The organism is Microvirga puerhi (genome assembly GCF_020089865.1).
Classification (GTDB): Bacteria; Pseudomonadota; Alphaproteobacteria; order Rhizobiales; family Beijerinckiaceae; genus Microvirga; species Microvirga puerhi.
The window spans coordinates 165,621-178,048 of sequence record NZ_JAIRBM010000006.1 but is presented as its reverse complement, the minus strand read 5'-3'; the positions used below and the strand labels follow the sequence as shown (position 1 = coordinate 178,048).

General features: G+C 59.5%; 12 protein-coding genes. 7 read left to right on the top strand and 5 right to left on the bottom strand.

Features of this window, described 5'->3' with window-relative positions:
• The first annotated feature begins 12 nt into the window (after positions 1-12).
• From K9B37_RS10330 to K9B37_RS10305, 6 genes are all read left to right on the top strand, one after another.
• Positions 13-948, top strand: coding sequence for a carbohydrate ABC transporter permease (locus K9B37_RS10330; protein WP_224312988.1), 936 nt, complete (start codon positions 13-15; stop codon positions 946-948).
• Positions 945-1,829, top strand: a complete 885-nt coding sequence (locus K9B37_RS10325) for a carbohydrate ABC transporter permease (protein WP_224312987.1) — start codon at positions 945-947, stop codon at positions 1,827-1,829. Before K9B37_RS10330 ends, K9B37_RS10325 begins: the two co-directional genes overlap by 4 nt.
• 3 nt (positions 1,830-1,832) lie before the next feature.
• A complete protein-coding gene (locus tag K9B37_RS10320; RefSeq protein WP_224312986.1) occupies positions 1,833-2,912 on the top strand; it encodes an ABC transporter ATP-binding protein in 1,080 nt (359 codons plus the stop codon).
• 65 nt (positions 2,913-2,977) lie between these two features.
• Positions 2,978-3,745: a sugar phosphate isomerase/epimerase family protein gene (locus K9B37_RS10315; protein ID WP_224312985.1), complete on the top strand. Its 768-nt coding sequence runs from the start codon at positions 2,978-2,980 to the stop codon at positions 3,743-3,745.
• Positions 3,746-3,750: 5 nt separating this feature from the next.
• Positions 3,751-4,926 carry a Gfo/Idh/MocA family protein gene (locus tag K9B37_RS10310; RefSeq protein WP_224312984.1) on the top strand — a complete coding sequence of 392 codons (1,176 nt, stop codon included), beginning with the start codon at positions 3,751-3,753 and terminating at the stop codon, positions 4,924-4,926.
• A gap of 21 nt (positions 4,927-4,947) precedes the next feature.
• Positions 4,948-5,598, top strand: a complete 651-nt coding sequence (locus tag K9B37_RS10305) for a ThuA domain-containing protein (protein ID WP_224312983.1) — start codon at positions 4,948-4,950, stop codon at positions 5,596-5,598.
• A gap of 37 nt (positions 5,599-5,635) precedes the next feature.
• On the opposite strand, the gene K9B37_RS10300 is transcribed toward K9B37_RS10305, so the two are convergent.
• From K9B37_RS10300 to mtoX, 3 genes are read right to left on the bottom strand one after another with little or no spacing between them, the layout of a single operon-like run.
• Entirely contained in the window at positions 5,636-7,060 is a 1,425-nt protein-coding gene (locus K9B37_RS10300) for an FAD-binding oxidoreductase (RefSeq protein WP_224312982.1), read from the bottom strand.
• A gap of 29 nt (positions 7,061-7,089) precedes the next feature.
• Positions 7,090-7,830 carry an SCO family protein gene (locus K9B37_RS10295; RefSeq protein ID WP_224312981.1) on the bottom strand — a complete coding sequence of 247 codons (741 nt, stop codon included), beginning with the start codon at positions 7,828-7,830 and terminating at the stop codon, positions 7,090-7,092.
• 18 nt (positions 7,831-7,848) lie between these two features.
• Positions 7,849-9,210 carry a methanethiol oxidase gene (gene mtoX, locus K9B37_RS10290; protein ID WP_305072150.1) on the bottom strand — a complete coding sequence of 454 codons (1,362 nt, stop codon included), beginning with the start codon at positions 9,208-9,210 and terminating at the stop codon, positions 7,849-7,851.
• Between the two features lie 144 nt (positions 9,211-9,354).
• Here mtoX and K9B37_RS10285 point away from each other — a divergent pair, with 144 nt between their 5' ends.
• Complete coding sequence (locus K9B37_RS10285; RefSeq protein WP_224312980.1) at positions 9,355-10,440, top strand: GlxA family transcriptional regulator; 1,086 nt, start codon at positions 9,355-9,357, stop codon at positions 10,438-10,440.
• A 143-nt stretch (positions 10,441-10,583) separates the two neighbouring features.
• Here K9B37_RS10285 and K9B37_RS10280 read toward each other — a convergent pair whose 3' ends face one another.
• Both K9B37_RS10280 and K9B37_RS10275 read right to left on the bottom strand, forming a co-directional pair.
• Positions 10,584-10,844 carry a PilZ domain-containing protein gene (locus K9B37_RS10280; RefSeq protein WP_224312979.1) on the bottom strand — a complete coding sequence of 87 codons (261 nt, stop codon included), beginning with the start codon at positions 10,842-10,844 and terminating at the stop codon, positions 10,584-10,586.
• 190 nt (positions 10,845-11,034) lie between these two features.
• Entirely contained in the window at positions 11,035-12,426 is a 1,392-nt protein-coding gene (locus tag K9B37_RS10275) for an aspartate aminotransferase family protein (RefSeq protein ID WP_224312978.1), read from the bottom strand.
• Between the last annotated feature and the right edge of the window lie 2 nt (positions 12,427-12,428).

The window sequence follows — 12,428 nt, the reverse complement described above, 5'->3', positions numbered from 1 at the left end:
GGGGTATGTGCGATGGACACCGTCTCGATCCAGATTCCCTCGGCGAGGGCAGCGAGCACGCAAGGCCGGCGCCTCTTGAGGACAAGGCTTCCCGTTGCCCTGGCATTGTTGCCGACGGCACTGGTTGTCCTCGTGGTCTATATCGGCTGCATGGTCTGGACAGTCCGTTTGTCCTTCACCAGCTCGACGCTGCTGCCAAAACTCGATTGGGTCGGGCTTACCCAATACAGCCGGCTCTTCATGAACGACCGGTTCGTGACCTCGGCGGAGAACATCGTCATCTTTGGTGTCCTGTTCATCGCGGGCTGCCTCATTCTGGGCTTTCTGCTGGCCGTCTTCATCGATCAGAATGTTCGCGCAGAAGGCGCTTTCCGCACCGTATTCCTTTATCCCTATGCCATGTCGTTCGTAGTCACGGGTGTGGCGTGGCAATGGTTCCTGAATCCGGGTCTCGGCCTGCAGAAAGTCGTCCGTGATCTCGGTTTTCCGAACTTCACCTTCGACTGGATCGTCAGTCAGGACATGGCGATTTATACCATCGTCATCGCAGGCTTGTGGCACGGGTCGGGTCTCACGATGGCGATCCTGCTCGCGGGCCTGCGTGGTGTCGACGAAGATCTCTGGAAGGCGGCAAAAGTCGATGGCGTGCCGACCTGGCGTGTCTATACCTCCATCGTCCTCCCCTTGCTTCGCCCGATGATCGTGACGGCAACTGTGCTGCTCGCGACAAGCGTGGTGAAGCTTTACGATCTCGTGGTGGCGATGACCATGGGCGGTCCTGGTATCGCGACCGAAGTGCCAGCGAAGTTCGTGATGGATCACCTGTTCGAGCGCAACAACATCGCGCTGGGAACCGCTGCCGCGACGATCATGCTGATCTGTGTCGTCTCCATCCTCGCTCCCTGGGTTTATGCCCGTTACGTTCGCCCGCAAGGGAGGCACGCATGAGCACCGTAGTGCCTCAGGGTCGGCGTCCACGGCGCATCACAGCGGGTCGCATCGGTGTATACGCGTTCCTGATCACGGCGGCGCTGTTCTTCCTGCTGCCGCTCTGGATCATGCTGGTCACGTCGCTCAAGCCGATGGAGGAAATTCGGCTCGGCAATATCCTGGCCTGGCCTGCGAGCCTGACCGTTGACGCCTGGACCAAGGCCTGGTCGTCGGCCTGTACAGGGCTCGAATGCAATGGCATCAGCGTCGGCTTCTGGAATTCCGTGCGAATTCTGATCCCGTCAGTCATTCTGTCTATCGCTGCCGGGGCGGTGAACGGCTATGCGCTGTCATTCTGGCGGGTCAAGGGTGCAAACGTCCTGTTCGGCATCCTGCTCCTTGGAGCTTTCATTCCCTATCAGGTCTTTCTCTATCCGCTCGTGCGCATCTTCTCGATGACCGGGATCTACAACTCGCTGCCATGCATCGTCATCGTACACGTCATCTTCGGGCTTCCGACGATGACGTTGCTCTTCCGCAACTACTATGCGGGCCTGCCGCTTGAGCTCTTTAAGGCGGCTCGCATCGATGGCGGGGGATTCTGGACGATCTTCCTGCGGGTGATGCTGCCGATGTCGATTCCCATGCTGGTCGTCGCGACAATCCTGCAGACGACAGGCATTTGGAACGACTTCATTTTCGGCTTGACCTTCGCTGGGCGCGCGAACCTGCCGATGACGGTTCAGCTCAACAACATCGTTCACTCCACCCAGGGCGAGCGTGCCTACAACGTCGATATGGCTGCGACGATGCTCGCGGCGCTCGTTCCCCTCGTCGTTTATTTCGTCTCAGGACGCTGGTTCGTCCGCGGCATCGCCGCAGGTGCTGTGAAAGGGTGAGGCATGGGCTCCGTTTCCGTTCGCGACGTGTCGGTTGCATTCGAGGCGTTCAGAGTCTTCGATGGACTGAACCTTGATATCGAGGAGGGAGAGTTCATTGTCCTCCTCGGCCCGTCCGGATGTGGAAAGTCGACCCTCCTCAACGCCATCGCCGGGCTTCTCGATGTTGCTTCCGGGCAGATCTGGATCGGTGGGCGGAACGTTACATGGGAGGAGCCGAAGGATCGTGGCATCGCGATGGTGTTCCAATCCTACGCGCTCTATCCGCGCATGAGCGTGCGGGAGAACATGTCGTTCGGCCTGAAGATGGCCAAGACTCCCAGGCCGGAGATTGAAAAGCGCGTCAAACACGCGGCGGACCTCCTGCAGATCGCTCATCTCCTCGACCGCCGCCCCGACCAACTTTCCGGAGGTCAACGGCAGCGCGTCGCTATCGGCCGGGCATTGGTCCGCGACGCGGCGGTCTTTCTGTTCGACGAACCTCTGTCGAATCTCGATGCCAAGCTCCGGAATGAACTTCGCGTGGAAATCAAGAGGCTGCACGCGAGGCTCGGCAAGACGACCATGGTCTATGTCACGCACGACCAGATCGAGGCCATGACGCTGGCCGACAGGATCGTCGTATTAAAGGAACAGAAGGTGCAGCAGATCGGCACGCCGGGCGAGATCTATCATCGACCGGCCAATCTGTTCGTGGCTGGCTTCGTCGGATCTCCGCAGATGAACTTCATCCAGGGCCGCATCGGGATGAACAATGGTGTGCCGGAATTCGTGAAGGGGCAGCGACGCCTTTCACTCGCCAACTATCAGTTCGGCGGGAGGCCCCCCGTCGACCAGGATATCGTCCTCGGCATCCGACCCGAGCATCTTGAAATCGCGACGAACGGAACATGGTCCGACCTGATGATCGATATCGTGGAACCCATGGGCGCGGATACGGTGATCTGGTGCAGCGATCACGAGGGCTCCGTTCAAGTGCGCACCAACAGTAGCCGACGAGCCGTGCCCGGAGAGAGCCTGACGCTGTCCGTTGATGTGTCGCAGGTGTCACTCTTCTCTCCTGAGACCGGTGACAGACTTTGACCGTCAATTCGCTCCCTAATGCCCGGCCCAGAGCCGCCGCCTGCCATTCCCCATAGAGGACCGATATGAGCGTTACCGATATTCTTTCGATCCAGCTCTACACCTTGCGCATGATGGAAAGTCTCGACCGCATCCTCGATACTGTCGCGGATGCCGGATATCGCAATGTGGAGACGGTCGGGTCGCATCTCGACGACGCAGCTGGCGTGAAAGCGAAGCTGGCCGCACGAGGATTGAAGGCATCTTCAAGTCACGTCAGTCTCGCAGCGCTTCGCGACAAGCCTGAAGCCATTCTCCATGCCTGCAGGACGCTTGGTTTCAAGGACCTCTTCATGCCGGCGGTCCCGCCCGAGCAGCGGGATATGCCAGCGGAGGGTTGGCGCTCTCTCGGCCTCGAGCTCGGCCGCATCTCCGAACGGTTTCACGAACATGGCATCCGGCTCGGCTATCATAATCATCACTGGGAGCTGAAGCCCAAGGAGGGCGAGAAGACAGCGCTCGAGCTGATCTTTGAGGCTGCGGGAAGCAGCCCTCTGACCTGGCAAGTGGATGTCGCATGGCTGGCGCGTGGAGGAGCCGACCCGGAGCATTGGATTCACCGCTACCGCGATCGTGTGACCGCAGCGCATGTGAAGGACATCGCGCCCACCGGCCAGAATGAGGATCAGGACGGCTGGACGGATGTCGGAGCAGGCATCCTCGATTGGCGGGATCTGTGGCGCATTTGTCGCGACGCTGGCGCGGAGTGGATGGTCGTCGAGCACGACAAGCCCGCGGATCCGGCGCGAACCGCCCGCAACAGCTTCATCTTTTTGCAGAATATCGAGGATTGAACGTCATGAGCGCTCTCGGCGTCGGCATTATCGGCTGCGGCAATATTTCCGGCATCTATCTTCAGAATATTCCCGCTTATCGGGGTCTCGATCTGCGCGCCTGCGCGGATATGCGGCCGGAGGCGGCGCAGGCGCAGGCGAGTCGCTATGGGATCGAGGCACTCACCGTCGACGCGCTTCTGGCGCGCGAGGATATCGATCTCGTGGTCAATCTGACCATTCCCGGCGCCCATTTCGGCGTCTCGCTTGCAGCGCTCAGCGCCGGAAAGCATGTCTTCTCCGAGAAGCCCCTGGCCGTGGATTTCGAGCAGGGCCGTCGCCTTGTGGACGAGGCGGAGGCACGAGGCCTTCTTCTCGGCTGCGCACCCGATACATTCCTTGGAGGGGGAGGGCGTCTTGCTCGCAAGATTGTCGACGATGGAGCGATCGGGCGCATTCTATCCGGCACGGCCTTTCTCATGTCGCATGGCATGGAGCATTGGCACCCGGATCCGGAGTTCTTCTTCAAGACTGGCGGCGGGCCGATCCTGGACATGGCGCCATACTATCTGAGCGCGCTCGTGAACCTCGCCGGACCGGTCAAGCGAGTCTTCGCCATGTCGAGCATCGGATTTCCGGAGCGGATTGTAACGTCGGAATCGCCGCGTAAGGGCCACAGGATCGCGGTCGAAACGCCGACCCATGTGATGGCCCTGCTGGAATTCTTCTCTGGTGCGCAGGTGACGTTCTGCATGAGCTGGGACGTGTGGAAGCACGGCCACCCGGCAATTGAGCTTTACGGCACGGAGGGTTCACTGCGCGTGCCTGATCCGAACTTCTTCGGAGGCGTTGTGGAGATGACGGAGCGCGGAGGCGAGTGGCGCGGCGTCGATTCCGGTGACATGCCATTGGGAGCTCCCAATTGGCGCTCCCCAAACTGGGCCCCGGATGCACCGTCCCGTGCCAATTACCGTGCACTGGGATTGGCGGACCTCGCCAGCGCTGCCCTGCACGGGACACCACATCGGGCGACCGGGCGCCTTGCGCTGCATGTCCTTGAGGTGATGCACAGTATTCTCGAGGGAGCGGCTACAGGGCAACCGAAGGCGATCACGACGACTCTGGAGCGTCCGCCTGTTCTCGACGATGCGGATGCGGCCAAGCTCTGGAAAGGCCTGCCGCAGGCTGCCTCGGCGGCATAGAAGCGAAAAGTGTGTTCAAACATGAGCGAAGCCTTGATCGTCTGGGGCGGTTGGAACGGACACGAGCCGGAGCAATGCGCGGGGCTCATCGCCGAAATGCTGCGGGAGGACGGATTCTCTGTCGCGCTGGAGAATTCCACGCAGGCCTTTGCGGATCCTGCCATCGCCAGCCTTGATCTGATCGTCCCCATCTACACCATGGGGAAGATCGCAAAGGAGGAAGTAGAGAACCTCTCAAGGGCGGTGCGTGGTGGTGTCGGGCTCGCGGGCTATCACGGCGGCATGGGTGATGCCTTTCGAGAGGCGGTCGAGTATCAGTTCATGTGCGGAGGCCAATGGGTCGCCCACCCCGGCAACATCATCGACTATCGCGTCACCATCCGCTGCGCCGATGATCCGATCATGCAGGGAGTGAACGATTTCGATTACCGCTCCGAGCAATATTATATGCATGTGGACCCCTCGAACGAGGTCCTCGCAACCACTACGTTCTCCGGGACTCATGCGCCATGGATCGAAGGTGTCGTCATGCCGGTCGTCTGGAAGCGTCGCCATGGCCAAGGGCGCGTCTTCTACAGCTCCCTTGGCCACGTCGCGAAGGAGTTCGAGGTTCCACAGATGCGCACGATCCTGAAGCGCGGCATGCTGTGGGCTGCACGAAACGCCTCCTGATATCGGGGCGACGATAACTTCTCAGTGAGCCGTCCCATCAGGGCATGGGTTTGATGTTCTGGTTCATGCGAAACATGTTCTGCGGATCGTATTTCCTCTTGAGTTCCGCCAAGCGCTTGTAGTTGGCGCCATAGATCTTCTCGACGCGGTCGGTCTCATCTTCCGGCATGAAGTTGACATATGCGCTGCCCAGGGCGAACGGTTCCGCCGCCTTGAAGAGACGTCGTGCCCAATCGATGCACAGGTTGTCGTCCTTGTTCTCCCGCCAACGGGTATGCACATTCATGACGAAATGGGCAGCCCGCTGCGGATAGGCGGTTGCATCGTTGCTGATGCGGCTCATCGCACCACCAAGATGCGCCAGAAACACCTCGCATTCGGCACTCGGCAACGACCGGACAGCCTGGCTGATAATGTCCAGAACCTCGTCGCTCAGGGTCCCGAAATCATGGCTCTTCCAGTAATTGCGCGCTCCTGTGGTGAGGAGTGGATCGAAAGCCGATTGCCAGTCGACGAGCCGATGCGGACCGACGACATCCGCGATAGGATGGCCAAGGGAGCGAATAGGCTGGGCCACCTTTTCGCCCTCTGCCAAGTCGCCGACGTAACAGAGGGCAAAGATCATGATTTCCCGTCCGTGCCACTCCGCTGGGAGGAACGGAAGCGGCGGCGCCTTGCGCATCACCACCCAGCAACTCAGCTCCTCGGGTACATTCTTGACCGTGTCTCGATAGGCTCTGAGAAGCTCCGATGCATGTTCGAAGGGATGCACGACAAGTCCGGAGAGGATCTCTGGCCCCACGTCATGGAGATCGAATTCAAAGCTCGTGACGATGCCGAAATTTCCTCCGCCGCCACGAATGGCCCAGAATAGATCGGGATTCTCCTCGCGGCTGGCGCGCAGCATGCGGCCGTCCGCAACGACGACGTCCGCGGAGACAAGACTGTCGATCGTGAGACCGTATTTCCGCGTGAGCCAACCGAATCCACCTCCGAGAGTCAGGCCGGCAATACCGGTCGTAGAATTGATCCCTGTCGGAAGAGCGAGCCCGAACGCCTGGGTCTCCCGATCGACGTCGCCGAGCGTCGCGCCGGGGCCGATCAAGGCCCGCTTCGCCGTGGGGTCGACACGAACGAAGTTCATCGGCGACAGATCGATCATCAATCCGCCTTCACACACGGCGTTGCCTGCGATGTTATGGCCGCCGCCTCGAACGGCGACGACAAGGTTCCGCTCACGGGCGAAGTCGACTGCGTGCATGACGTCGGCGGCGCCATGACAGCGAATGATCATGCCAGGCGAACGGTCGATCATTCCGTTCCATATGCTCCGGGCGGCGTCGTAGCCGGCCTCTTCTCTTATGAGGGTACGGCCGCGCAGTCCACCCTGCAGCGCAAGTAGTGCGTCCGGTGGGATCGTTGCAGCTTGACCGTTGATCGTCGTAATCGAAAGCGATTCCATCTTGAGGCTCCTTTCGTGAGAAGCTGCGGCTATCGCCGCAACGTGTGCGAGGTGTGTTCCAGACCGTCCTGTTCGAGAAGAAGAGATCTGATATCATTCAGAACCAAATCGGGATCGAGAAAGTCGAGGCTATAGATATTTCTGATCTGACCCGATGGATCGATCAGAAAAGCCCTGAAGACATGGTGAAGCAGGGGGTCGGAGAGATCCGCACGTTTGGGCGCATCTACGACTTGGCCATAGGCAGAAAGGATCGGCGCAAGTGCCGAATGGTGCGGCGCTGTCACGAAATCCCAGTCCGGAGCACTTGTCGCCGTCGAGCGCCAGTTCGCCGCATATTCCGCCATAACCTGTGGCGTATCGTGGTCGGGATCGAAACTCACCGAAAGCAGGCGCATCCGTGGAACGACATGGTCGTCTCGCGATGCCAGATCCTGAAGAAGAGACATCTGAAGCGACGCGGTCGGGCATGCATCTCCGCAACGCGTATAGATGAAGGCGAGAACGGTTACCCGCCCGGCGAAGAAATGTCCCAGATCGTGCATGTTTCCACGCTCATCCAGAACGTCACCGCCCGAAGCTTTTCTAATCGGCGGAAGTTCATAGCTTCCGGGCACCGGCAGAGGAAACGCATAGTCGGCAGGGGAGTGACTCGGCAATTCAACAACAGCTGGCTTGCCATGGAGGTCGTGGGCCAGCACTTCCACGCGTCCTGAGCTGAGGACAACGCCGGTTTCCCAGAGGAACAGAATGAGGCGAGATACACGCATGATGACCTCTCCCTCGCCCTAGTCGGAATAAAGTTTTGTCGAGCCGAAGGCCATCATGTGAGGTCGGCCAAGTCCCTCGCGCGTGAAATCAATCGCGAACCGGGATGTCAGCTCTTTTCCGTTCCAGCCATAGGCACGCAGGAACTGCTCGCCGTCCTCTCCCGGCTTGTCCCAGCGCGAGAGAAGTGAGCTGGTGTAGTACAACCGCTTTCCGTCCCAGCTCTGGGAGACCATGTTGACCTGCTTTCCGATTTTCCTTTCGTAGATCTGCTTCGGATGATGTGGGTCCGAGACATCGAAGACGTGGGTCACTCCGTCAGCGAAGGTGTCGGCGAACAAGGTGCTGTCGTCCGCGCTCAAACTGATGTCGACGGGAACGGGAGCACTCGCCGGATCGCCGATATCCGCCACCGCCTCCGCTTTCCACGCGCCGTCGTGGTCTTCATAGACAAGCCACAGCTTCGATGTGAGAGCCGTCGATGTGAACGCATAGTTGTTCTGAACGCCCCATGCCCATCGAATCTCGAGAGGAGCGCCGGGAACATTGAAAACCACCTTTGGTTGACGCGCGTGAAAATCCCATAGCACCATTGTCTGGCCGAATTTCTTGAGCGCCTCAGGATCTTTGATGAGCTCGCCGAACGGCCGCATGTAGTTGTCCTGCCCGGTGAAGGACGACGTGAGCATCACGTTTTTCCGGGGAAGCACTCTCGCGTCATAGCCGTATCCGTCGGCGACGTTCTCGACGGCTGCTCCGCGTGGGCTTGCTGCAGTCGGCATCCAATGGGTGGTAATATATTGGCCATCGTTAGAGTATTCGACGAGGGCCGTGCGGCCGTCTCCATTCCTATTGGACAATCCCGGAATCAGCATTCGCCCCGGAAGGGCATAGGCGCCATGAGGGCCGGTCACGCCGCCGCTCTTCTCCACAAAATCGCTGATGGTCTTGATGACCTTCGGGTTGGCGGGGTCTGTCGAAATATCGAAGATATAAATCTTGCTGTCGGCTAAACCGGCGGCCCAGAATGTCTTGCGATCATCCGTGAAGCCACCATGATGAGCTTCACCGCGCCCACCAACTGAATCCGAGTCGATGACCTTGCCAAACGTGGGAGAGTTCGTCCGAACATCGACCGTGACGATCTTGTCCATACCGTCGCCGACGCCTTCTTGGCCGAGCGTCCAGACATAGACGAACTCTTCTTCGCCGGTGATCTTGGCCATATAGGGAGACTGGCATGTCTCATCGGCGCGTGCCGTCCTCGCAGTCATTGGAAAAGACAGGGTGAGTGCGGCAACGGAGAGGAGAAGGGACGAGCGGAGGAGGCGGACGGAAGCGCATCCTGCGATACTTCCCGGTATGATTGCCGTTTCACACATTTCTTCCTCCATTGAGGAGCGCGGTCCTAATGTGCGAGCGAGCACACTGTCGCGCTGGCGTGGCTTCATAGTGGAGCCGGACGGCTTGCGCCGAAACGGGCGATCATGACAAAGTGTGAGGGCGAGAATGCCAGGGAGAGTGCAATGCTCCGTGTGGCTGTTCTATTTCTCAATGGCGGATGCGCTTCCACGGCTCTTCTGCCGATGGAAATTTTCCGCAATGCCGGCGTGCTCTGGAATCTCTTGAACAATCGCGCGCCCGTTCCGCGCTTTCACGTGACGACAGCCTCCGTCCGTGGAGAACCGGTCGTGACGGATCACCTCGTATCGCTGACGCCCTCGTGCGCGTTGGAGGAAGTGGATCGTCCTGACATCGTCTTCGTGCCCGCCGGTGGATTGCCGTTCGAGACATTGCTGCGGACCGGCTACGTCCTCGAGGATGTCATCGAGCGCAACCGGCCTGTGATCCCATGGCTGCGTTCCTGGGCATCGGACGGAGCCAGAATCGCCGGTGTCTGTTCCGGCGTGGCGCTCCTGGCTGAAGCGGGATTGCTCGACGGGAAGCGCGCGACCACCCATTGGGGGCTCGTCGATAGCTATCGGAGCCGCTTTCCGCAGGTGGACTGGCAACCCGAATATCTCATCACCGATTCCGGCGACGTATTCTGCGGCGGCGGCATCAACTCGGCCGCCGACCTTAGCCTATATCTGGTGGAGAGATTCAGCAGTCGCGACCTCGCGCGCGAGTGCGCCAAGGCTCTCCTGATCGAGATGCCCCGCATGTGGCAAGTCACCTTTGCCGATGCCGCGCTTCGGAAGGATCATAACGATGAGATTATTCGCCGCGCGCAGGATTGGATGCATGAGCATTTTTGCAGCGCATTGAGTATGGATGCCGTCGCAGCACGGGTGGGCATGAGCCCACGGAATTTCATTCGCCGCTTCAAAGCTGCGACGGGTCGCACCCCTTTGAGCTACGTTCATACTATTCGCATCACCATGGCGAAGAGATTTCTGGAGGATGGGCAACAGACGATTCAGGCCGTCTCCCAGGCGGTCGGCTACGACGACGTGATTTTCTTCCGGGATCTCTTCAAGCGGCACACGGGCTTGTGTCCGACGGAGTACCGAAGCCGATTTGGACCGCCTCCGGGAACCGCCATACGAAATACCCTCAAGCTGGATTCTATGTCTGACTCGCTCCCGCATGACACTGCGACCCACCATTGAGTCCTGCCCGCATCAGAGAAGGTGAGGCGTCGGCGTGTCTTTAAAAGGTGCGGAATGTATCCGCACCAGGAAGCGCGAGAGATCAAGCTCTGCAACGCATCGTGAGGCGCCAATCGAGGCGCGAGCGGTCGGTCCCCGGTGCATCAATCGACGAATGTCACTCCGCACTCATTCCCCGAGGACCACACTAGCCGCACTCTGGCATAAGCTCCTTCCTCCGGCACATGCAGATTAAATTCCAGTGGGATCTCCGCCGGATCCAGGATTGCAAGCCGCGCTCCGGTCTCCGAGATGTCGCACAGCACACAATCTGCAAGTACGGAGCTGTCATGATTCACGATCCGTCCGTCGAGATTGGTGAGAAAACGCTCCTTGGCGTATTGTCCTGTTATTCTGTTTAACATGTTTACATCCAACGTCTCGGGGGAGGGATCTCGTATCGCAGGAAGCTGACGCGAAGATTTCCTCGATCCAGTCTCCAGTGGCGCATGATCAGTCAGCGCAGTCTTGTTGGAGTAAATTGTTTTGATATTACAATGCCGATTGGCCCCATGGAGGATGCCAATCGGCTGGGACGATGGAGCGCCGAGAGCCTCAAAGGGTCGAAGTCACGGCCTCCACAGCGGATTTGGTCGCCGAGATAATCGTATCCGCTTCGTCCTTTGTCAGGCAGAGCGGCGGCGCGAAACCGAGGATATCGCCCTGCGGCATGGCGCGCCCGATCACGCCACGCTCCAGAAGAGCGGCCGTAATGCGAGGACCGACCTTCTCCGAGGCATCGAAGAACACCCTATCATCGCGATCGCGCACGAATTCCATAGCTGCCATCAATCCCTCTCCGCGCACCTCGCCGACGAAGCGGTTCTTGCCGACCGCGTCGGTGAGAGACTGCTTGAAGTAGGCGCCGACTTCCCGTGCGTTCGTCACAAGGTCGAGGTCGTCGACCACTTCCAAATTCGCGACGCCAGCGGCTGCGCACAGCGGATGAGACGAGTAGGTCCAGCCATGTCCGATCGGCCCGTAGGTATCGGAACCCTGCTCGAGGATACGCCAGAGCTTCTCGGACACGATGACGCCGGACAGTGGCGCATAGGCCGAGGTCAGACCTTTCGCGATGGTGATGAGATCCGGCTTCATCCCATAATGGTCGGAACCGAACATCGTGCCGAGGCGGCCAAATCCCGTGATCACTTCATCAGCAATGAGCAGGATGTCATATTTGTTCAACACAGCCTGAATCTTGTCCCAGTAGCCGGCCGGTGGCGGCACGATTCCACCTGTGCCGAGAACGGGCTCGCCAATGAAAGCCGCAATCGTCTCCGGCCCCTCTGTCTGGATCATCTCGTCGAGCTTGTCGGCGCAGTATTGCGAGAACTGTTCCTCGCTCATGGAACGGTCGGGACGACGGAAATAGTATGGCGCTTCCGTGTGGAGGATTGGCGGCCGCGGCAGATCGAACAGGTTGTGAAATGCCGCCAAGCCGGTCAGGCTTCCGCTCATCAGGCCCGAGCCGTGATAGCCGCGCCAACGGGAAATGATCTTCTTCTTCTCCGGGCGACCTAGAACGTTGTTGATGTACCATACGAGCTTAAGGTTCGTCTCATTGGCATCCGAGCCTGACAGGCCGAAGAACACGCGACTCATGTTCTTTGGCGCGCGGTCGATGATCATTTTGGCGAGCCGGATTGACGGCTCGGAGCCGTGACCGACATAGGCATGATAATAGGGCAGGGCGGCAGCTTGCGCCGCGATCGCGTCGGTGATCTGCGTGCGACCGTATCCGACATTCACGCAATAGAGGCCGGCGAAGGCATCGAGGCTGCGCTTGCCTTGCCGGTCGACGATATAGACACCCTCTCCGCCAGCGATAATGCGGTTGGGAGTCTCGCCGCGCGCATGCTGGGCCATATGAGTCGAGGGATGGAAGAAGTGGTCCCTATCCCAGGCGTTGAGCTCGTTGTCGAGGGTGTCGGCTTCGGTCAGCATGG